Origin of the sequence: Pseudomonas neuropathica (assembly GCF_051174785.1) — a bacterium.
GTDB lineage: Bacteria > Pseudomonadota > Gammaproteobacteria > Pseudomonadales > Pseudomonadaceae > Aquipseudomonas > Aquipseudomonas neuropathica_A.
Genome location: NZ_CP195111.1, coordinates 5,198,992 through 5,219,290, shown reverse-complemented (window position 1 = coordinate 5,219,290; position 20,299 = coordinate 5,198,992). Strand labels below are relative to the sequence as shown.

General features: G+C 57.1%; 18 protein-coding genes. 4 read left to right on the top strand and 14 right to left on the bottom strand.

Annotated features, from left to right (window positions below):
- Nucleotides 1-35: 35 nt before the first annotated feature.
- On the bottom strand, nucleotides 36-1,091 hold the full coding sequence (locus tag ACRRSD_RS23630) for an amidohydrolase family protein (RefSeq protein ID WP_435035629.1): 1,056 nt from the start codon (nucleotides 1,089-1,091) through the stop codon (nucleotides 36-38).
- A 128-nt stretch (nucleotides 1,092-1,219) separates the two neighbouring features.
- Between ACRRSD_RS23630 and ACRRSD_RS23625 the strand changes: the two genes are divergently transcribed.
- Together ACRRSD_RS23625 and ACRRSD_RS23620 are read left to right on the top strand one after the other, a co-directional pair.
- Entirely contained in the window at nucleotides 1,220-1,636 is a 417-nt protein-coding gene (locus ACRRSD_RS23625; protein WP_435035627.1) for an OsmC family protein, read from the top strand.
- 61 nt (nucleotides 1,637-1,697) lie between these two features.
- Nucleotides 1,698-2,564 (top strand): pirin family protein, encoded by an 867-nt coding sequence (locus ACRRSD_RS23620; protein WP_435035626.1) that lies wholly within the window; start codon nucleotides 1,698-1,700, stop codon nucleotides 2,562-2,564.
- 373 nt (nucleotides 2,565-2,937) lie between these two features.
- On the opposite strand, the gene ACRRSD_RS23615 is transcribed toward ACRRSD_RS23620, so the two are convergent.
- The 4 genes from ACRRSD_RS23615 to ACRRSD_RS23600 form a co-directional block, all read right to left on the bottom strand.
- Nucleotides 2,938-3,666, bottom strand: coding sequence for a dienelactone hydrolase family protein (locus tag ACRRSD_RS23615; protein ID WP_435035624.1), 729 nt, complete (start codon nucleotides 3,664-3,666; stop codon nucleotides 2,938-2,940).
- A gap of 68 nt (nucleotides 3,667-3,734) precedes the next feature.
- Nucleotides 3,735-5,639 (bottom strand): molecular chaperone HtpG, encoded by a 1,905-nt coding sequence (gene htpG, locus ACRRSD_RS23610; protein ID WP_435035623.1) that lies wholly within the window; start codon nucleotides 5,637-5,639, stop codon nucleotides 3,735-3,737.
- An 82-nt stretch (nucleotides 5,640-5,721) separates the two neighbouring features.
- A complete protein-coding gene (locus ACRRSD_RS23605; RefSeq protein ID WP_435035621.1) occupies nucleotides 5,722-6,174 on the bottom strand; it encodes a PaaI family thioesterase in 453 nt (150 codons plus the stop codon).
- Nucleotides 6,171-6,647, bottom strand: a complete 477-nt coding sequence (locus ACRRSD_RS23600) for a PaaI family thioesterase (protein WP_435035620.1) — start codon at nucleotides 6,645-6,647, stop codon at nucleotides 6,171-6,173. Before ACRRSD_RS23600 ends, ACRRSD_RS23605 begins: the two co-directional genes overlap by 4 nt.
- A 158-nt stretch (nucleotides 6,648-6,805) precedes the next feature.
- Between ACRRSD_RS23600 and ACRRSD_RS23595 the strand changes: the two genes are divergently transcribed.
- Nucleotides 6,806-7,042, top strand: a complete 237-nt coding sequence (locus tag ACRRSD_RS23595) for a hypothetical protein (RefSeq protein ID WP_007919867.1) — start codon at nucleotides 6,806-6,808, stop codon at nucleotides 7,040-7,042.
- Nucleotides 7,043-7,120: 78 nt separating this feature from the next.
- Here the strand turns inward: ACRRSD_RS23595 and ACRRSD_RS23590 are convergent, their stop codons facing one another.
- Together ACRRSD_RS23590 and ACRRSD_RS23585 are read right to left on the bottom strand one after the other, a co-directional pair.
- Nucleotides 7,121-7,522 carry an MAPEG family protein gene (locus ACRRSD_RS23590; RefSeq protein WP_435035618.1) on the bottom strand — a complete coding sequence of 134 codons (402 nt, stop codon included), beginning with the start codon at nucleotides 7,520-7,522 and terminating at the stop codon, nucleotides 7,121-7,123.
- Nucleotides 7,522-8,259 carry a DUF599 domain-containing protein gene (locus tag ACRRSD_RS23585; protein ID WP_150752224.1) on the bottom strand — a complete coding sequence of 246 codons (738 nt, stop codon included), beginning with the start codon at nucleotides 8,257-8,259 and terminating at the stop codon, nucleotides 7,522-7,524. Before ACRRSD_RS23585 ends, ACRRSD_RS23590 begins: the two co-directional genes overlap by 1 nt.
- Nucleotides 8,260-8,492: 233 nt before the next feature.
- Here ACRRSD_RS23585 and ACRRSD_RS23580 point away from each other — a divergent pair, with 233 nt between their 5' ends.
- Complete coding sequence (locus ACRRSD_RS23580) at nucleotides 8,493-9,728, top strand: hypothetical protein (protein WP_435035616.1); 1,236 nt, start codon at nucleotides 8,493-8,495, stop codon at nucleotides 9,726-9,728.
- 95 nt (nucleotides 9,729-9,823) lie between these two features.
- On the opposite strand, the gene brnQ is transcribed toward ACRRSD_RS23580, so the two are convergent.
- The 7 genes from brnQ to ACRRSD_RS23545 all read right to left on the bottom strand — a co-directional run bounded on the left by brnQ (nucleotide 9,824) and on the right by ACRRSD_RS23545 (nucleotide 20,293).
- Nucleotides 9,824-11,137, bottom strand: coding sequence for a branched-chain amino acid transport system II carrier protein (brnQ, locus tag ACRRSD_RS23575; RefSeq protein WP_122600289.1), 1,314 nt, complete (start codon nucleotides 11,135-11,137; stop codon nucleotides 9,824-9,826).
- 319 nt (nucleotides 11,138-11,456) lie between these two features.
- Nucleotides 11,457-12,338 carry a succinate--CoA ligase subunit alpha gene (sucD, locus tag ACRRSD_RS23570; RefSeq protein WP_007919877.1) on the bottom strand — a complete coding sequence of 294 codons (882 nt, stop codon included), beginning with the start codon at nucleotides 12,336-12,338 and terminating at the stop codon, nucleotides 11,457-11,459.
- Nucleotides 12,338-13,504 carry an ADP-forming succinate--CoA ligase subunit beta gene (gene sucC / locus ACRRSD_RS23565; RefSeq protein ID WP_007919879.1) on the bottom strand — a complete coding sequence of 389 codons (1,167 nt, stop codon included), beginning with the start codon at nucleotides 13,502-13,504 and terminating at the stop codon, nucleotides 12,338-12,340. Before sucC ends, sucD begins: the two co-directional genes overlap by 1 nt.
- Nucleotides 13,505-13,703: 199 nt before the next feature.
- The gene (lpdA, locus tag ACRRSD_RS23560; RefSeq protein ID WP_102356807.1) at nucleotides 13,704-15,140 is read right to left on the bottom strand and encodes a dihydrolipoyl dehydrogenase; all 1,437 of its coding nucleotides are present in this window, start codon (nucleotides 15,138-15,140) and stop codon (nucleotides 13,704-13,706) included.
- Nucleotides 15,141-15,237: 97 nt separating this feature from the next.
- Entirely contained in the window at nucleotides 15,238-16,461 is a 1,224-nt protein-coding gene (gene odhB, locus ACRRSD_RS23555) for a 2-oxoglutarate dehydrogenase complex dihydrolipoyllysine-residue succinyltransferase (RefSeq protein ID WP_435035615.1), read from the bottom strand.
- A gap of 44 nt (nucleotides 16,462-16,505) precedes the next feature.
- A complete protein-coding gene (locus tag ACRRSD_RS23550; protein ID WP_038363948.1) occupies nucleotides 16,506-19,337 on the bottom strand; it encodes a 2-oxoglutarate dehydrogenase E1 component in 2,832 nt (943 codons plus the stop codon).
- 251 nt (nucleotides 19,338-19,588) lie between these two features.
- The gene (locus tag ACRRSD_RS23545) at nucleotides 19,589-20,293 is read right to left on the bottom strand and encodes a succinate dehydrogenase iron-sulfur subunit (protein WP_007919888.1); all 705 of its coding nucleotides are present in this window, start codon (nucleotides 20,291-20,293) and stop codon (nucleotides 19,589-19,591) included.
- Between the last annotated feature and the right edge of the window lie 6 nt (nucleotides 20,294-20,299).

Genomic DNA, 20,299 nt, shown 5'->3' with positions numbered 1-20,299 from the left:
ATATCAAAAGGCCTTGATCCTTCGAACTTTCGGCATTAACGATTCAGCGTGCTTTTACCGGACTTGAGCACCGTTCGCGGCAAGATCGCCAGAAAGTTATCCCGCGCAACTTTTTCCGCAACGTCCTCGGGCAATGCATCAAGGAATGGCTTGAAGCTGTGCATTTCCTCACCAAGTTTGTTGAATCGCCCAACCACGTCCGAGCCGAGCATGAAGCGCTCCGGGTGTTTCTCGACCAGCGCCAGCCACTCCGCGCGCGGCTTACCCTGCTCATCCAGCAAATATGGCGTGAGCATGCTCCAGGACAGGTCGATAAACAGGTTGGGATACGCCTCAAGCATGCGCGTCAGCGTGGGCAGCAAGAACTTCAGTTGCGTCTGATGCCGATGGATTTCAGCGCTGGTGCCAGCGTGCGCCCAAATGAATCGCGTATGCGGGTGATTGCGCAGCGGCTCTTCGATTTCCTTCAGGTAGAGCGGATTCTTCTCACGCTTGGAAGTGATGTTGGAATGCAGCATCACCGGTAGATCGTTCTCGGCGGCCAGGTGATAGATCTTGGTCATCGCTTCGTTGTTTGCGCGCGGTGTGTCGCCAGAGGTCAGCGCCGTGAGATCGTCATGGCGGGTAAAAACTTCGCCGATGCCCTGCCACAGCCCCGGATACAGATCGAGCATGCGCTGGATGTGTGCGGCGGAGTTCTTGTCGTTCGGGTTGAAGCCCGACAGAAACGGATGAAAGTACGAGCGCTGCTCGGGCGACAACTTTTGCACCGCATCAGCAACGATCACATCGGTGGCGCTATACCAGTAAGCATCGGCGTCATCACCGGCGTAATAGCGCGGGCGCTTGGGTTCGTCCTCATGCCACTTCTTCGCGACCGGAATGCCGGAAATCATCACATGCTCGATGGAATTGTCCTTCATCGCCGTCAGTAATTTCGCCATGCCCGCGCTTTCCTGGAAAAAATCCACGTAATGCAGGTGCGCATCGCTGTAGGTGTATTCGCGGGCGCTGACGTTGCCGGCAAATACCAATAAACAGGCAAGACTCAAACGATACAGGGACACAAGTAATCTCCAGGAAGTCGGCATAGCCTAGACCGCGCCCCGACAACAAGGGTTCATCCCGCAGGAAAGTGGAACGCGTACCGGTGGGAATGCTCTATAACTGCAAGGTCTTTTTTGATCGAACGACTTTTCCTACTGCCAGTGAGGTTCCCATGACCGTTACCGTCAATACCGTCTCCGCTGAAGGTTTCCGTCACACCGTACAGATTGATGATCACGAACTGTTTGCCGATGTGCCGAAACCCGCCGGCGGCGAAGGCTCGGCACCTGAGCCGCACGACTACTTCGATGCCGCGCTCGGCGCCTGCAAAGCGCTGACCCTGAAGATGTACGCGAAGAAGAAAGACATCCCGCTGACCGGCGTCGGTGTCGACGTCAAACGCGACAACAGTGAAGAGCAGAAAGGCAAATACGTGCTGCACGTCACCCTCACCCTCAAAGGCGTACTCACCGATGCCCAGCGCGAAGAATTGCTGCGCGTCGCCGACCGCTGCCCGATCCACAAGCTGATGACCACCAGCGAAGTGACGATCGAAACCCACGCCCCGCAAGGCTTCGATAGCCAGTAATCCTCCTCATGCCAGCGGCGGGTTATGCTTCTGGCATCACCCGCTCAGCCTGGAATGCACCATGGACACGCAACCTCTGATCATCCGCCCACGCGCCGAAGACGTCGAAGGCCAGCCGATTCTGCGCCCGCTGCCGTCAGCCAAATGCCGCAGCGTCGGGCCTTTCGTGTTTTTCGACCACATGCTCGAGACGGTTTATCCGACGGGCAAAGGCATGAACATCCGACAGCATCCGCACATTGGTCTGTCGACACTCACGTATTTGTTTGAAGGGCAGATCCAGCATAAGGACAGCCTTGGCTCCGATCAGGTAGTCAGTGCCGGCGACGTCAGCTGGATGACTGCCGGTAGCGCGATTGCTCACGTTGAACGCACGCCTGAGCAGTTGTGGGACGAAAGCTTCACCATGCACGGTTTGCAGATCTGGTTAGCATCGCCCAAGGATCATGAGCGAGGCCCGGGGCATTACAGCCATCACCCAGCGGCGACCTTGCCGGTCAGCGATAACCTTGGCGTGCTGATTCGCATGATTGCCGGGTCCGGCTTTTGCCTGAAATCGCCGGTGCCGGTGCTTTCTCCTACGCTGTATGCGGAAGTGAAGATGCGAACGGCGACCACTTTGCTGATTCCGACCGAGCATGAAGAACGGGCGGTTTATGTGCTGAGTGGGGATGCGCAGTTGAATGGCGAGCCGATTGAGCCGCATGCACTGGTGGTGTTGCCGGCCGGGGAAGAAATGAGCCTGTCTGCCGACAGCGATGTACACGCCGTGGTGTTTGGTGGCGCGCCGCTGGACGGGCCTCGGCGGATCAACTGGAATTTTGTTGCGAGCGATCCGGCGGCGATTGATGAAGCGCGGCGCAAGTGGGCGGCCGGGGATTGGCCGACGGTGCCGGGGGAAGTTGAGCGGATCGAGTTGCCGCGCTGAAAAGCACCCTCACCCCAGCCCTCCCGAAACGTCGGACCGCCCAGAGGGAGAGGGAGCCGACCCGAGGTGTCTTGCGTCATACATCGACCTGAAAAGTCTTGGCGATTATGGATTCACCAAGACACTTTCAGGTCGACGCGTTGTTGAGCACCCACCATCAGTACCCTCACCCCAGCCCTCTCCCAGAGGGAGAGGGAGCCGACCGAGGTGTCTTGCGTCATACATCGACCTGAAAAATCCTGGCGATTATGGATTCACCAAGACACTTTCAGGTCGGCGTAACCCTCAAGCATCCCCCAGTCAGTCCCCTCTCCCTCCGGGAGAGGGTTAGGGTGAGGGGCTTTTGGCTCTTCAGGCTTTTGATTTTCAGGCTTCAGCCCTTAAACACCTCATCCAGCAAATCATGCATCGATTTGAACGCACGCTTGGCGGTCTTCGCGTCGTACATCATCTTGCCCGGCACATTCGCATGCGGGTCAGTAAACGAATGCACCGCACCGCCGTAGCTCAGCAACTGCCAATCGACCTTCGCAGCGTTCATCTCGTCTTCAAACGCCGGCAATTGCTCCTTCGGCACCAACGGATCGGAAGCACCGTGGAGCACCAGCACCGAGCCTTTGATGTTCTGCGCATCAGCAGGATTCGGCGAATCCAGCGTGCCGTGGAACGACACCGCAGCCTTCACCGTCGCGCCAGTGCGGGCCAGATCCAGCGCACAGCAACCGCCAAAGCAGAAACCGAACACTGCCAGTTTCGACGTATCGACCGCTGCTTCGCCTTGCTTCTGCAGTTGCTCGAACGCCGCCTGCATACGCTTGCGCAGCAACGCCCGATCATCCTTCAACGGCATCATCGCCGCGCCGGCCTGATCAGCATTCTGCGGACGCACAGCCTGACCGTATACGTCAGCAATCAACACCACGTAGCCCTCGGCCGCCACTGACTTGGCGATTTCTTCTGCACCGGCGCTGACGCCCATCCAGTTCGGCGCCATCAACAAACCCGGACGCGCACCTTTATGCTCGGCGTCGAACGCCAGACGACCTTCATAAGGCTGGCCGTCGATCTGATAGACCACGGAACGTACAGTGACTTGGCTCATTTCTGACTCCTGATTTGTTAAACACCAGAATGAAAAAACCCGCCGAAGCGGGTTTTTCTATGACTTGGTTAAACCGACAGTTCAACCAGCAGCTTGTTCAGACGGCGCACATAAGCGGCCGGATCTTTCAAGCTGTCACCCGCCGCCAGCGCAGCCTGGTCGAAGAGGATGTGCGACAGGTCGCCAAAACGCTCTTCGCTCTGCTCGCCATCGAGTTTCTCGATCAGCGGGTGGCTTGGATTGAATTCGAAGATCGGCTTCGAATCCGGAACCTTCTGACCGCTGGCTTCGAGGATCTGACGCATCTGCAGACCCAGATCCTGTTCGCCGATGGCCAGGATGGCCGGCGAATCGGTCAGACGATGCGATACGCGTACTTCCGCCACGGAATCGCCCAGCGCGTTTTTCAGACGCTCAACCAGACCTTCTTTGGACTTGGCGACTTCTTCTGCGGCTTTCTTGTCCTCTTCCGAGTCCAGGTTGCCCAGATCAAGATCACCACGTGCCACATCGACGAAAGTCTTGCCGTCGAACTCGCTGAGGTAGCTCATCAGCCACTCGTCGATGCGGTCGGTCAGCAGCAGCACTTCGATGCCTTTCTTGCGGAAGACTTCCAGGTGCGGGCTGTTCTTGACCTGCGCGTAGGTTTCGCCGGTGAGGTAGTAGATCTTGTCCTGACCTTCCTTGGCGCGTGCCAGGTAGTCGGCCAGACCAACGATCTGCTCGCCGTCGTCGCCTTGGGTCGATGCGAAACGCAGCAGACCGGCAATTTTCTCTTTGTTGGCGAAGTCTTCTGCCGGGCCTTCTTTCATGACCTGACCGAAGTTCTTCCAGAAGCCCTTGTATTGCTCAGGCTCGTTTTTCGCCAGTTTTTCCAGCATGTCGAGCACGCGCTTGGTCAACGCGGTCTTCATCGAGTCGATGATCGGGTCTTTCTGCAGGATCTCACGCGACACGTTCAGCGACAGGTCATTGGAGTCGACCACGCCTTTGATGAAGCGCAAGTACAGCGGCAGGAACGACTCGGCCTGATCCATGACGAACACGCGTTGCACGTACAGCTTCAGGCCTTTTGGTGCTTCACGCTGGTACAGGTCGAACGGTGCGCGAGCCGGCACGTACAGCAGCGAGCTGTACTCAAGCTTGCCTTCGACTTTGTTGTGGCTCCAGGCCAGCGGATTTTCAAAGTCGTGAGCGATGTGCTTGTAGAACTCCTGGTATTCCTCGTCCTTCACTTCAGTGCGCGGACGGGTCCACAGGGCGCTGGCGCGGTTGACGGTTTCCCATTCAACGGCCGGAGCCTCTTCACCTTCGGCAGCCGCAGCTTCTTTCGGCAGCTCGATCGGCAAAGCGATGTGGTCGGAGTACTTCTTGATGATGTTGCGCAGACGCCAGCCATCGGCGAACTCGTCTTCTGCAGCCTTCAGGTGCAGAACGATACGGGTACCGCGCTCTGGCTTGTCGATGGTGGCGACTTCGAACTCGCCCTCGCCTTTCGACGACCAGTGCACGCCTTCGCTGGCCGGGGTGCCGGCGCGACGGGAGTACACATCAACCTGGTCAGCAACGATGAAGGCGGAGTAGAAGCCCACACCGAACTGACCGATCAGGTGCGAATCTTTCTTCTGATCGCCCGAAAGATTTTTCATGAAATCGGCAGTGCCGGATTTGGCGATGGTCCCCAGGTGGGTGATCACATCGTCACGGTTCATGCCGATACCGTTGTCTTCGAGGGTGACGGTCTTGGCGTCCTTGTCGAAGCTCACACGGATTTTCAGATCAGCGCCGCCTTCAAGCAACTCTGGCTTGGCCAGGGCTTCGAAGCGCAATTTATCTACAGCGTCAGAGGCGTTCGAGATCAATTCGCGAAGGAAAATTTCCTTGTTGGAATACAGCGAATGGATCATGAGGTGCAGCAGCTGCTTTACCTCGGTCTGGAAGCCCAGGGTTTCCTTTTGAGTTTCCACACTCATGGTCATCAAACTCCAATCAGATGGCAGTGGCCGCGACCCGAAATGGTCGGCGGCGGGTTGTCTTGTGAGTTTGGGGCGCTGTTCAGGATTTCAAGGGGTCATCGATTTTGAAGTGTGCACGTGCAGTGGCAATCGGTTCGCTTTCGGTGCTTTGCCAGGCAGTGATTGCGACGTTGGCGACACGCCGGCCCTGGCGGCAGACCTGACATCTGGCCCAAGTATCGCGGAATTGCCCGGCACGCAGGTAATCGAGGGAGAAGTCGATAATCTTCGGCACCCCGGGCGCACCGGTGAAGATCAACAGATGCAGGGCGGCGGCCAGCTCCATGAACCCGGCAATCACCCCGCCGTGGATCGCCGGCAATAAAGGGTTACCAATGTTGTCCTTGTTCGCCGGCAGCTTGAACAGCAACTCATCGCCAACGCGCGAACATTCAATACCGATCAGTCCGGCGTACGGGATCAGTTTCAACAATGGCGCATAGTCGCCCTGTGCATGGGCGTGCTGCAGTTGTTGCTTGAGGTCTTCGCTCACCGACTTTCTCCCTTTATCGCGCCGCCGAAACCTTTGGTGCCTTTGAGGCCCTTGCCCATGCGCATGAAGGTGCCGACCACATGGGCGATGGGTTGCTCGGGATTATCCTGGTAAGCGAAGCCACGGGCGAAGATCACATCGGTGGTCACGCGATAGCACTGGGCGAAGCCATACACATCCTTGTTCGGCTCGGCGGCGTGCATGTAGTCGATGCGCAGGTCGAGGGTCGGGCACACCTCGAATTCCGGCAGCACGCACAACGTCGACATCCCGCAGGCCGTGTCCATCAATGAAGTAATGGCGCCGCCGTGGATGACCCCGGTTTCGGGGTTACCGACGATTTGCGGGCTGTAAGGCAGGACCACGGTCAGACCTTCGCTTGAGGCGCTGTGCACCTGTAAACCCAGTACCTGACAGTGACGCAACGCCGATAGAAATCGCGTCGCACGCTCAAAAACGGGGTTTTCGGCCATATGATAATTACTCTCGTTAGAGCCTTTTGCCAGTAGTAAGCAATACAGCAAAAGTTCCGTGTAAAAACAAACTTATATATCTGAAAGAAATGAGGAACTTAACCTGTAGCGCCGAGTTCTTAAGGCCAGTAGTTATTTTCCATAAGGAGAAACACCCCATGCGTAAGACTTTTGCTATTGCCTTGATGTTGACCGCTTCCCTCGGTCTCGCTGCCTGCGATAAAAAATCCGAGGACAAAGCTCAAGATGCCAACCAACATGCTGAACAAGCTCAGCAAGACATGAACAAAGCTCAGGATAAAGTGAACGACGCTGCGAAAGAAAACGCCGAAGCTGCCAAAGCTCAGGCTGAATCGAACGCTGCTGCACAAGAAGAAGCTGCCAAGAAGCAATAATTCGCTTTTTGCTGCAGATAAAAGAAAACCCGCCAAGTGCGGGTTTTCTTTTGCCTGACATTTAGTGTCCAGATCGCCTTAGAGCAAGACCGTTCTAAAAGTCGGACTAATCATCAGTAACAGCGAGCACACTATGCCAACTGTCCAGGCCAGACTGCGCAGCTTGGGAAGATCGGCGAGATAGAACCACAAGTAGATGATCCGTGCGATCACGAAAATGATCGCCAACGTATCGATCAGCCATCCTGCCGTTTGGGTGGTATGCGCCATCAGCACCCCAACCGCGAACAATATAAACGCTTCGATCGTATTCTGATGTGCCGCCAGCGCCCGCGCGCCGTAACCGGTCAGTTGTGCCTGTTGCTGACGCGGCAGGTGGTTGTTGTAACCGCCCTGCTCTTTCATCGCCTTGCCCACCGGCATGCGCGCGATGTAAATCAACAGCGCAGTGATAAACACACACCAGAACGGAATACTCATCAAGCGACCTCTTTGTTTGTCTCGGGAATGGGAGCTTCTGTAGGGGTATAGACCATGACATCGAGAACGTCGGAATGAAACTCGCGACGGTACAAGACCAACACCACCCCAGCGCTCATCAGCATGAACAGCCACGGACTGACGAACCACGCCAGCATGGTCATCCCGAAGTAGTAAGAGCGCAGCCCGAAGTTGAACTGGTTAGCCGCCATTGAAATCACCCGCGCCGCCCGCGCAGCGAACGCCTTGCGCTCCTGTTCGGAGACATGGCGCTCACCGATCATTGGCGCCGAGCCGACCAAAACCGCAGCAAAATTGTACTGACGCATACACCAGCTAAAGGTGAAGAACGCGTAGACGAACACCATCGCCAGACACAGCAACTTGATCTCCGACATGCCCTGCGACGCCTGCTGCACCATCGGGATGTCTGCCAGCAACGACACTGCCCGCTCTGACGCCCCAAGCACGGTGAGAATACCGGCGAGGATAATCAGCGTGCTCGAGGCGAAGAACGAAGCGTTGCGCTCCAGATTGCCGATTACGCTGGCATCGGCAATGCGGTTATCGCGCAGCAACATGCGGCGCATCCAGTCTTCTCGGTACAGGTGCAGCACGCTGGCCAGGCACGCAGTGTCGCGAGCCTTCCAACCGGCATAACGGGTGTAGCCGCCCCAGCAGATGACAAACCAGACGGCGGCGAGCAAGTGGATCAGGTTGGCTTGGATGAACGACATTCGTTTTCCTGAGCATGAGGAATGATGGGAGTAAACCTTTGGTTCGACGTATTGGCTCGCAAAAAGACACGCTCATTCGAGAGTCGAATTTATTCAAAAATAGACCGTAGCTATTAATTTTCGAAGGCTGATACCTGTCAACTCTGACAGTAGCACCGAGGGTGAGGCGGGCATAAGGTTGTTTCTGACCAGAGAATACTGACAGGCACGCTTATCCAGACAAGGACTCGATCATGACACCTTCGAACGCTGCACTGCCCATTGACGCAACATTCGGTAACCAAGGGTATGCCGACTCTTTTGCTCCGGGAAGCCAGGCGTTGAGCATCGCAGGCTTACGCCCTGATGGAAAAATCCTTCTCGTGGGACAGACCTTTGTAGACGGCAAGGCAAGTTTTCATTTGGCGCAGTTACTGGCGGACGGCACTAACGATACTGGCTTCAACAAAAACGGTTTGATCGTAGGTACGTTTACAGGTTCGGGACAAGCGAGCGGAACTGGCGCCTGTCTTTATAAAGACGGGAAGGCGCTGCTTTTCGGGTATCAATATGATCAGGACCAAGGGAACCGGTTTGCGCTTGCCAGATTTTTCGCTGACGGTGAAAGAGATCGCGAGTTCGGTGCCGATGGGACGGTTTACATCCCTTTCCTGCCACAGTCCGAATCGCAATTGCCAAAACCTGAGGCATCCATCACCTCGCGATCCAGAACCAGGTTAGCACTGACCGCTGATGAAAAAATTCTCGTCGGTCAAAGCAACCGATTGTTCAGACTTGATCAGAAAGGAGTTTTTGATACCACTTTTAACGGAAAAGGCTGGCTAGATCTTGCACCGAGCATCTCTTCGATTTCGGTTGCTGAGAATGGAATGATCACAGTCGCAGGCACCATGGAGGGATCTCAAAAAGGAATGATCGTGCGCCTGAATGTGGATGGAACGCCCCATGGCGGCTTCGGCGATGATGGCAATGGAACTGTCCATTTTCCATCGGATTACCCGACCCGCGTACGAAACCTGATGCTACGAGCTGACGGTAGTTTCTTTGTCGCTGGCGAAGTCGACACCGCTCCTAACGACGATTGGGGTAAAGGACGCAGAGGAATGATGGCCGCGTACAACCCGAAGGGTAAACCAAATATTGCATTCAATCAGGGTAAGCCTATCGTCACTGATCTTGGATTAACCGACGGTTGCAGTTGGTTCGATCTGAGCGGGGAGCCCAAGGATGGTCTGGTCGTGGTCGGAGGTACAGGGCAAAGAACGAGGGAGCAAATGCTCACCTGCCGCTATCTGGCAACAGGTGAACTGGACACAAACTTTGGTGAAGGCAAGGGGTACGTTACTCAATACTTGGGGCCTGGTATGCAGTGGATTTCGGTGGCAGTGCAGCCCGACAAGCGAATACTCCTGAGCCGCGACAGCGACAACATCAATCTAGGTGCTCTGGTCGTACGTTATCTAGGCTGAGGATTATCAGCTTTCATAAAAAATGCCCCGTATCGATTGATACGGGGCATTTCTGTTTAAGCGTTGAAGACCCGCTTTTGGCGGGTCAGACAACATCAGGCAACCGCTTCGCTGCGCTTGCCCAGCAGGCGATCGCAAACCACTGCAACCACCAAGGTCATCACGCACGGCACCAGCCACGCGAGGCCCTGCTCACTCAGTGGCAGGTGCGACAACTGCGATGGCATCCAGCCGGCCAGACCGGCGCCTTTCAGCGCGTCGATGGTGCCGAAAATGAACGACACCAGCATCACCGGACCGAGGATACGGCCGTGCTCATGCCAGAAGTCTTTGCAGAAGCTCAGCGCCACCAACACGATGCACGGCGGATAGATCGCCGTCAGCACCGGGATCGAGAAGGCAATCAGCTTGGTCAGACCCAGGTTAGACACCAGCAACGAGAACGCCGCCAGAATGATCACCAGAGTCTTGTAGGACAGTGGCAGCACACGGCTGAAGTATTCAGCGCAAGCACAGGTCAGACCGACCGCCGTCACCAGACACGCCAGCGAGATCAGCACCGCGAGGAAACCGCTGCCCAGCGAACCGAAGGTGTGTTGCACGTATGCGTGCAATACCGCCGCGCCGTTGGTCGCGCCCGCAGCCACTTCGTGGCTGCCGGAACCAAGACGGAACAGGCTGACATAGACCAGCGCCAGACCGACACCGGCAATCAGGCCTGCGATGATCGCGTAACGGGTGATCAGCGCCGGCGATTCGACCCCACGGGAGCGGATCGCGTTAACGATGACGATGCCGAACACCAGTGCACCCAGAGTATCCATGGTCAGGTAACCATTGATGAACCCTTGGGAGAACGGTGCCGCCACGTATTCCGGCGTGCCGTGGCCGATGTCACCCGCCGGCAAGGCGAATGCAGCGATACCAAGGACCGCCAGCGCGATGATCTTCAATGGCGCGAGGAAGCGGCCAACGGTGTCCAGCAAACGCCCTGGGTAGAGCGAGATGAAGAACACCAGCAGGAAGTACACCGAGCTGTAGAGGAACAGCGCCAGCGGACTTTCGCCGGTCAGCGGCGCCAGACCCACTTCAAAGGACACGGTCGCGGTACGCGGGGTGGCGAACAACGGGCCGACCGCCAGGTAGCACGCAGCCGCCAGAATGCCGCCGGCGATCTTGCCGATAGGGCTGCTCAGCGCATCCATCGCCCCACCGACCTTGGCCAGTGCGACGACGGTGATCACCGGCAGACCGACCGCAGTGATCAGGAAGCCCAGTGCAGCCATCCAGACGTGAGGTCCGGCCTGCAAGCCAACGATCGGCGGGAAGATAATATTGCCAGCCCCAACGAACAGGGCAAATGTCATAAAGCCAAGTGCCAGGATGTCCTGACCTTTCAAAACTTTCATTAAGGTAATACCACACTACTGAATCGGAATTTAGAGGGGGATTGCCCTGTGTAATTAGGGAAATGCTGTCGATCCGTATGGGACTGACCCTTAAAGCGCGTTGCATGCCTTGTGGGCGGCAGACGCAAAAATGGCTGCTAGCCTAACTAATTTGGCCTGCAAACGCACTGTTAGAGGGCGAACTATCCGATACGCGACGTTTCCGTGTCGCGTTTTTGCATGTAATTGGGGGCAAGCCTATAAATCAGCGAATGCCAGAAACGACAAAGGCCACCCGAAGGTGGCCTTTGTTTGGTAAAGCGTCAGTTAAGCGCGAGGCTTACTTGACAGCCCAACCAGTCAGCTCAGCCAGGGCCTTGCCGATGTCTGCCAGCGAACGCACGGTTTTAACGCCTGCGTCTTGCAGCGCAGCGAATTTCTCGTCTGCAGTGCCTTTGCCGCCAGAGATGATTGCGCCAGCATGGCCCATGCGCTTGCCCGGAGGAGCAGTCACACCAGCGATGTAGGAAACAACCGGCTTGGTCACGTGTGCCTTGATGTAGGCAGCCGCTTCTTCTTCAGCCGAACCGCCGATCTCACCGATCATTACGATCGCTTCGGTCTTCGGGTCTTCCTGGAACAGCTTCAGGATGTCGATGAAGTTCGAACCCGGGATCGGGTCACCACCGATGCCGACGCAAGTCGACTGACCGAAACCGGCGTCAGTAGTCTGCTTAACAGCTTCGTAGGTCAGGGTGCCGGAACGCGAAACGATACCGACCTTGCCTGGCAAGTGAATGTGACCTGGCATGATGCCGATTTTGCACTCGCCCGGAGTGATCACGCCTGGGCAGTTAGGGCCGATCAGGACTACGCCCAGCTCGTCGCACTTAACTTTAGCGTCCAGCATGTCCAGGGTAGGAATGCCTTCGGTGATGCAGACGATCAGCTTGATGCCGCCGAATGCCGCTTCCAGGATCGAATCTTTGCAGAAAGGAGCCGGAACGTAGATCACGCTGGCGGTAGCGCCAGTGGCTGCTACTGCGTCTTTAACGGTGTTGAACACTGGCAGACCCAGGTGCTCGGTGCCGCCTTTGCCCGGAGTTACGCCGCCAACCATCTTGGTGCCGTATTCGATGGCTTGCTGGGTGTGGAAACTACCTTGCGAACCGGTAATACCCTGGCAGATAACTTTGGTGTCTTTATTGATCAGGACGCTCATTATTTGCCCTCCGCAGCTTTGACAACTTGTTGAGCAGCGTCGGTCAGGCTGGTAGCAGCGATGATGTTCAAACCGCTTTCTGCCAGTACTTTAGCGCCCAGCTCAGCGTTGTTGCCTTCAAGGCGAACAACAACCGGGATTTTCACGCCGACTTCTTTCACAGCGCCGATGATGCCTTCGGCAATCATGTCGCAGCGAACGATGCCGCCGAAGATGTTGACCAGTACTGCAGCGACATTGGTGTCGGACAGGATGATCTTGAACGCTTCGGTTACGCGTTCTTTGGTAGCGCCACCACCTACGTCGAGGAAGTTGGCTGGCTTGCCGCCATGCAGGTTGACGATGTCCATGGTACCCATGGCCAGGCCAGCACCGTTGACCATGCAGCCGATGTTGCCTTCCAGTGCTACGTAGTTCAGTTCGAACTTGGCAGCGTGCGCTTCGCGCGGATCGTCTTGCGACGGATCGTGGAAAGTCTTCAGCTTAGGCTGGCGGTACATGGCGTTGGCGTCGATGTTGATCTTGGCGTCCAGGCAGTGCAGATCGCCGTCAGCCTTGATCACCAGCGGGTTCACTTCCAGCAGAGCCAGGTCGTGATCCTTGAACAGTTTGGCCAGACCTACGAAGATCTTGGCGAACTGAGCAACCTGCTTGCCTTCCAGACCCAGCTGGAATGCCAGCTCGCGACCCTGGAATGGCTGAGCGCCAACCAGTGGATCGATAGTGGCTTTAAGAATTTTTTCTGGAGTGTCGTGAGCGATTTTCTCGATGTCCACGCCACCTTCGGTGGAAGCCATGAACACGATGCGACGGCTCGAACGGTCAACGACAGCGCCCAGGTACAGCTCTTTAGCGATATCAGTGCACGATTCAACCAGGATCTTGGTGACTGGCTGGCCATTGGCGTCAGTCTGGTAAGTCACCAGACGCTTGCCCAGCCACTGCTGTGCGAAGGCTTTGGCGTCTTCTTTGCTGCGAACCAGCTTGACGCCGCCCGCTTTACCGCGACCACCAGCGTGGACCTGGGCTTTGACAACCCACTCACTGCCGCCGATTTTGTCGCAAGCTTCTGCTGCTGCTTCCGGGGTGTCTACTGCGTAACCAGTGGAAACTGGCAGGCCGTATTCAGCGAACAGCTGCTTACCCTGATACTCGTGAAGATTCATGCTTTTTACCGTCTTCGTTAGGTACTGCGCATTCGGCGCTGCGCTCGTTTGAGTGCCGCGCCACCTGTGACTGCTGCTTGCGTAGCCTTTCCGGATACCCGGTGCAGCTACGCAAGACTGCGTCCAGCGGACATTCCGCGGTGAGACTTGCTCGCAAGGCTCACGACGGGCCGTTACCGCCGTGGTTTCTTATTGTCTGTTAACGCTTTTTGCGGTTGGCAATGTGTATGGCGCCGCCATTCACAGCCAGAGCAGCTTCGTGCAAGGCTTCAGACAGGGTCGGATGGGAGAAAACCATCATGCCCAGGTCTTCAGCGCTGGTGCCGAATTCCATACCGATCGCGCCCTGCTGAACCAGTTCTGCAGCGCTCGGGCCAATCACGTGCACGCCCAATACGCGGTCAGTCTTGGCATCAGCGATGACCTTGACGAAACCACCGGTATCATTGGCGGCCATGGCACGACCGGAAGCGGCGAACGGGAAGGTGCCGACGTTAACTTCAACGCCTTCAGCTTTCAAGGCCTGCTCGGTTTTGCCAACCCACGCGATTTCCGGGTGAGTATAAATAACCGAAGGGATCAGGTCATAGTTCATCTGGGCTTTGTGGCCCTTGATGCGCTCGACAACCATGATGCCTTCTTCCGAAGCTTTGTGCGCCAGCATCATGCCGCGAACCACGTCACCGATGGCGAAAACGCCCGGCACGGTGGTCGCGCAGTGATCGTCAACGTGCACGAAACCGCGCTCGTCGAGGGTCACGCCGCTGTCGGCAGCCAGCAGATCAGTGGTCACCGGACGGCGACCAACGGCTACGATCAGCTTGTCGAAAGTGATGGTCTGTTCGCCGTTGGCATCGGTGTAGTTCACAACGACTTCGTCGCCATTCACTTTCGAGCCGGTTACGCGAGCGCCCAGTTTGATGTCCAGACCTTGTTTGGTCAGGGTTTTCAGCGCTTCCTTGGAAACAGCGGTGTCCGCTGCCATCAGGAAAGTGTCCAGAGCTTCCAGAACAACCACTTCGGAACCCAGACGCGACCACACCGAGCCCAGTTCCAGACCGATCACGCCAGCGCCGATCACGCCCAGACGCTTAGGTACGGTCTGGAATTCCAGTGCGCCAGTCGAATCGACGATGACTTTCTGATCGACCGGAGCCGGTGGAATGTCGATCGGACGCGAACCTGGAGCCAGGATGACGTTTTCAGCTTCGATGACTTCAACCGAGCCGTCTGGCTTGGTGACTTCGACTTTCTTGCCAGCCAGCAGTTTGCCGTGGCCCTGGATCGAAGTAACGCCGTTGGCCTTGAACAGGGTGGCAACGCCGCCGGTCAGGTTCTTGACGATGCCAGCCTTGCGGCCAACCATCGCAGCGACGTCCATTTTGACTTCGCCAGTCGAGATACCGTGAACGTTGAAGCTTTCTTTCGCTTCCTTGTATTTCCAGGAACTGTCGAGCAGCGCCTTGGAAGGAATGCAGCCCACGTTCAGGCAGGTGCCGCCCAGGGCTTGCTTGCCTTCTGCGTCGGTGTACTTCTCGATGCAGGCAGTGGTCAGACCCAGCTGCGCGGCCTTGATGGCAGCCACGTAGCCACCAGGGCCAGCACCGATCACTACTACGTCAAATTTCTGCGACATTCAAAAAATCCTCTTTAGCGAAAAGCTTCAAGCCGCGCGCCCCAAGCCAAGCTGCCCTTTCCTGCAGCTTGCAACTTGAAGCCCGCGACTGCTTCTATCAGATATCCAGCAACAGACGAGCCGGATCTTCCAGCAGGTTCTTGATGGTCACCAGGAAGGTCACAGCTTCTTTGCCATCGATCAGACGGTGATCGTAGGACAGTGCCAGGTACATCATCGGACGGATAACGACCTGACCGTTGATGGCCATAGGACGCTGGATGATGTTGTGCATGCCCAGAATCGCTGCCTGCGGCGGGTTGACGATCGGGGTCGACATCATCGAACCGAAGGTACCACCGTTGGTGATGGTGAAGGTACCACCGGTCATCTCGTCCATCGACAGTTTGCCGTCACGGGCTTTCTTGCCGAAAGTGGCGATGCCGCCTTCGATTTCAGCCAGGCTCATCAGCTCGGCGTTACGCAGAACCGGAACAACCAGGCCACGGTCGCTGGAAACGGCAACGCCGATGTCCGCGTAGCCGTGGTAAACGATGTCGCCGCCGTCGATCGACGCGTTGACAGCCGGGAAGCGTTTCAGCGCTTCGGTAGCTGCTTTAACGAAGAACGACATGAAGCCCAGGCGTACGCCGTTGTGGGACTTCTCGAACAGATCCTTGTACTTCGAACGCAGGGCCATGACTTCGGTCATGTCGACTTCGTTGAAAGTGGTCAGCATCGCCATGTTCGACTGTGCTTCAACCAGACGCTTGGCCACGGTGGCACGCACGCGGGTCATCGGTACGCGCTTCTCGATGCGGTCGCCAGCAGCGAACACCGGAGCGGCAGCCGAAGGAGCAGCAGCCTTGGCAGGCGCGGCAGCCGGAGCGGCTTTCTTGGCAGCAACCGCTGCAACCACGTCTTCCTTGGTCACACGACCACCTTTGCCGGTGCCGGCAACGGAAGCGATGTTGATGCCGTTTTCTTCAGCCAGCTTGCGTGCAGCAGGAGCAGCAACAGGATCGTCTTCGCCTTCGCCAGCAGCCGGTGCAGCGGCAGCAGCGGCCGGAGCAGCAGCGGCGGCTGGAGCAGCGGCAGCAGAGCTGCCCTCTTCGATCGAGCCCAGTACCTGGTTGGAAAGAACGGTATCGCCTTCGTTGGCAACGATTGCGCCCAGCACGCCGTCAGCTTCAGCCAGGACTTCGAGTACGACTTTGTCGGTTTCGATGTCGACGATCAGGTCGTCACGCTTGACGGCCTCACCTGGTTTCTTGTGCCAAGTGGCAACGGTGCCATCGGCAACCGATTCCGGGAATGACGGGGCTTTGATTTCGATAGCCATTATCTGTGGGTCCTTAAAATTCGGTTTCAGTCAGCGCGAAGGCGTTAAACAGTGAAAGCATCTTGCAGCAGTTTTTCCTGCTGCTCGGCGTGCATCGATGCGTAACCACAAGCAGGTGCAGCAGAAGCCTCACGGCCCGCATACTCAAGTACGAGAGACTTGTCGAGGTTACCGATGCTGCGACGCAAGTGATGTTGGCTGCAGTACCAGGCGCCCTGGTTCATCGGCTCTTCCTGACACCAAACGGCATGTTTGACGTTGGTGTATGGAGCCAGGACTTCTTTCAAGTCGTCCTCAGGGAACGGATACAGCTGCTCGATACGCACGATGGCGATATCTTCACGGCCTTCGGCACGGCGTTTTTCCAGCAGGTCGTAGTAAACCTTGCCGCTGCAGAGAACAACGCGCTCGACCTTTTTCGGATCCAGTGCATCGATTTCCGGGATCACGGTCTGGAACGAACCTTCGGCCAGATCTTCCAGGGTCGAGATGGCCAGCTTGTGGCGCAGCAGCGACTTTGGAGTCAGAACGATCAACGGCTTGCGCAGCGGACGAATCACCTGACGACGCAGCAAGTGGTAGATCTGTGCTGGCGTGGTCGGTACGGCGACCTGAATATTGTGCTCGGCGCACAATTGCAGGTAACGCTCAAGACGTGCCGAGCTGTGCTCAGGGCCCTGACCTTCGTAACCGTGTGGCAGCAACATGGTCAGACCGCAGAGACGGCCCCACTTGTGCTCGCCGCTGGTGATGAACTGGTCGATCACAACCTGTGCGCCGTTGGCGAAGTCGCCGAACTGGGCTTCCCAGATCACCAGCGCATCCGGCGTGGTGGTCGAGTAACCGTATTCGAACGCCAGTACCGCTTCTTCCGACAGGAACGAGTCGTACAGGTCAAAGCGTGGCTGACCGTCGTACAGGTGCTGCAGCGGAATGTAGGTGCCCGCGTCTTTCTGGTTGTGCAACACAGCGTGACGGTGCGAGAACGTGCCGCGGCCAATGTCCTGACCGGTCATGCGGATCGGGTGACCTTCGAACGCCAGGGTCGCGTACGCCATGGTTTCGGCGTAACCCCAGTTGATCGGCAGGCCGCCGGCTTGCATCTTCTGACGGTCTTCGTAGATTTTCGAGACCTGACGCTGCACCACGAAACCTTCTGGAATTTCCAGCAGCTTGGCGGACAGTTCTTGCAGGGTCTTGAGATCGAAACGCGTGTCGTGACGCGCAGTCCAGGCGTGGCCCAGATACGGACGCCAGTCCACGAACAGCTCTTTGTTCGGCTCTTTGACCAGCGATTTCACGACGTGCAGACCGTTGTCCAGCGCATTGCGGTATTCGTCGACTTTCGCCTGAACACGCTCTGCGTCGAGTACACCGCCCTGGGTCAGACGATCAGCGTACAGCTCACGAGTGGTGCGCTGTTTGGTGATCTGCTGATACATCAGAGGCTGGGTGCCGCTTGGCTCGTCGGCCTCGTTGTGGCCGCGACGACGGTAGCAGACCAGGTCGATCACCACGTCACGCTTGAACTGCATGCGGTAGTCGATGGCCAACTGGGTCACGAACAACACGGCTTCCGGATCATCACCATTCACATGGAGGATCGGCGCCTGGATCATCTTCGCAACGTCGGTGGCGTACTCGGTGGAACGCGAGTCCAGCGGGTTGCTGATGGTGAAACCAACCTGGTTGTTGATCACGATGTGCACGGTACCGCCGGTCTTGAAACCGCGGGTCTGCGACATCTGGAAGGTTTCCATGACCACGCCCTGACCTGCGAAAGCAGCGTCACCGTGGATGGAGATCGGCAGAACCTTCTCACCGGTCGGGTCGTTACGACGATCCTGACGGGCACGAACCGAACCTTCTACCACCGGGGAAACGATTTCCAGGTGGGACGGGTTGAACGCCATGGCCAGGTGAACTTCACCGCCGGCGGTCATCACGTTGGACGAGAAGCCCTGGTGATATTTAACGTCACCGGAACCCAGCTCGACCTTCTTCTTGCCTTCGAACTCGTCGAACAGCTCGCGCGGGTTCTTGCCGAAGGTGTTGACCAGCACGTTCAGACGGCCACGGTGGGCCATGCCGATGACGACTTCCTTGGTGCCGTAGGAACCGGAACGCTGGATCAGTTCGTCGAGCATCGGAATCAGGCTTTCGCCGCCTTCCAGACCGAAACGCTTGGTGCCCGGGTATTTGGTGCCCAGGTATTTCTCCAGGCCTTCACCGGCAGTCACGCGCTCAAGCAGGTGGCTCTTGATGTCGGCGGAGTATGTCGGACGACCACGCACGCTTTCCAGACGCTGCTGGAACCACTGGCGCTGCTCGGAATCGGTGATGTGCGTAAATTCAGCGCCGATGGTGCGGCAATATGTCTGCTGCAACGCTTCGTGAATTTCGCGTAGGCTCGCTTCCTCTTTGCCGATGAACAGGTCGCCGGCACGGAAGGTCGTATCAAGATCGGCATTGGTCAAGCCGTAATGATTGATCGACAGGTCTGCAGGTGCAGGACGCTGCCACAGCCCCAGCGGGTCAAGCTGGGCTGCCTGGTGGCCACGCATACGGTAGGCCTGGATCAATCGCAACACTTCAACTTGCTTCTTCTCGTGCTCACTGCTCACGCTGCCGGCGGAAACCGGTTGGGCGCGGCGCTGGTTCTTTGCCAGCAGCACGAAATGGTCGCGAATCGTGGAGTGCGAAACATCAGTGGCAGAGTTGCCGTCGGCAGGCAACTTCTGAAAGTAGGTGCGCCACTCTTCTGGCACAGCGTTAGGGTCGTGCAGGTAGAGCTCATAAAGCTCTTCCACATAGGCAGCGTTTCCACCTGAAAGGTAGGCGCTGTTCCACATGCGCTGCATCACGCTTTCTTGCATGCTTGGTCACCCTCGGTTAGGGGAACACCATCGATGTCGACACCGAGCAAACTTGCAGAAGTCCGAATGCAGCGACTAAAACAAGCCACTTAGGATCACACTGATAGTCCGGGTACCAGCCCGGATGCCCCTGCTTGTCTCATTTCTTCAAAATAAGAGCCGCAGCTTATGGCTACTGCTCTGGTTATAGCCATGACGCGGGTTGAAGCCCGCGCCACAGCCTCTACGGTGCAGCGGTTACAGCAGCTGAATCACACGCCGCTCGAAAGCAGCATGTTACGGATGTGACCGATGGCCTTAGTCGGGTTCAGGCCTTTCGGACATACGTTGACGCAGTTCATGATGCCCCGGCAGCGGAAGACGCTGAACGGGTCATCGAGCGAAGCCAGACGCTCGTTGGTCTTGGTGTCACGGCTGTCTGCCAGGAAGCGATAAGCTTGCAGCAGCGCAGCTGGACCCAGGAACTTGTCCGGATTCCACCAGAAGGACGGGCAAGAGGTCGAGCAGCAAGCGCACAGGATGCACTCGTACAGACCGTCGAGCTTTTCGCGCTCTTCTGGCGACTGCAGACGCTCGATGGCCGGAGCCGGCGTGTCGTTCTGCAGGTAAGGCTTCACCTTCTCGTATTGCTTGTAGAAGATGCTCATATCGACAACCAGGTCACGGATAACCGGCAAACCTGGCAGCGGACGAACGATCAACTTGTTACCTTTTACAACGGCGGACAGCGGCGTGATGCACGCCAGACCGTTCTTGCCGTTGATGTTCATGCCGTCGGAACCGCAGACGCCTTCACGGCAAGAGCGACGATAGGAGAAACCCTCGTCCTGCTCTTTGATCAGGGCCAGCACGTCCAGCACCATCAGGTCTTTACCACCGGTATCAACCTGGAATTCCTGCATGAACGGCGCAGCGTCCTGATCAGGGTTGTAGCGATAAACACTGACTTTCAACATGGCGGT

Excerpts from the sequence above, each read along its gene's own strand:
- ACRRSD_RS23630 (WP_435035629.1), bottom strand. The coding sequence starts at position 1,091 with ATGCCGACTTCCTGGAGATTACTTGTGTCCCTGTATCGTTTGAGTCTT.
- ACRRSD_RS23625 (WP_435035627.1), top strand. The coding sequence starts at position 1,220 with ATGACCGTTACCGTCAATACCGTCTCCGCTGAAGGTTTCCGTCACACC.
- ACRRSD_RS23620 (WP_435035626.1), top strand. The coding sequence starts at position 1,698 with ATGGACACGCAACCTCTGATCATCCGCCCACGCGCCGAAGACGTCGAA.
- ACRRSD_RS23615 (WP_435035624.1), bottom strand. The coding sequence starts at position 3,666 with ATGAGCCAAGTCACTGTACGTTCCGTGGTCTATCAGATCGACGGCCAG.
- htpG (WP_435035623.1), bottom strand. The coding sequence starts at position 5,639 with ATGAGTGTGGAAACTCAAAAGGAAACCCTGGGCTTCCAGACCGAGGTA.
- ACRRSD_RS23600 (WP_435035620.1), bottom strand. The coding sequence starts at position 6,647 with ATGGCCGAAAACCCCGTTTTTGAGCGTGCGACGCGATTTCTATCGGCG.
- ACRRSD_RS23595 (WP_007919867.1), top strand. The coding sequence starts at position 6,806 with ATGCGTAAGACTTTTGCTATTGCCTTGATGTTGACCGCTTCCCTCGGT.
- ACRRSD_RS23590 (WP_435035618.1), bottom strand. The coding sequence starts at position 7,522 with ATGAGTATTCCGTTCTGGTGTGTGTTTATCACTGCGCTGTTGATTTAC.
- ACRRSD_RS23585 (WP_150752224.1), bottom strand. The coding sequence starts at position 8,259 with ATGTCGTTCATCCAAGCCAACCTGATCCACTTGCTCGCCGCCGTCTGG.
- ACRRSD_RS23580 (WP_435035616.1), top strand. The coding sequence starts at position 8,493 with ATGACACCTTCGAACGCTGCACTGCCCATTGACGCAACATTCGGTAAC.
- brnQ (WP_122600289.1), bottom strand. The coding sequence starts at position 11,137 with ATGAAAGTTTTGAAAGGTCAGGACATCCTGGCACTTGGCTTTATGACA.
- sucD (WP_007919877.1), bottom strand. The coding sequence starts at position 12,338 with ATGAGCGTCCTGATCAATAAAGACACCAAAGTTATCTGCCAGGGTATT.
- sucC (WP_007919879.1), bottom strand. The coding sequence starts at position 13,504 with ATGAATCTTCACGAGTATCAGGGTAAGCAGCTGTTCGCTGAATACGGC.
- lpdA (WP_102356807.1), bottom strand. The coding sequence starts at position 15,140 with ATGTCGCAGAAATTTGACGTAGTAGTGATCGGTGCTGGCCCTGGTGGC.
- odhB (WP_435035615.1), bottom strand. The coding sequence starts at position 16,461 with ATGGCTATCGAAATCAAAGCCCCGTCATTCCCGGAATCGGTTGCCGAT.
- ACRRSD_RS23550 (WP_038363948.1), bottom strand. The coding sequence starts at position 19,337 with ATGCAAGAAAGCGTGATGCAGCGCATGTGGAACAGCGCCTACCTTTCA.
- ACRRSD_RS23545 (WP_007919888.1), bottom strand. The coding sequence starts at position 20,293 with ATGTTGAAAGTCAGTGTTTATCGCTACAACCCTGATCAGGACGCTGCG.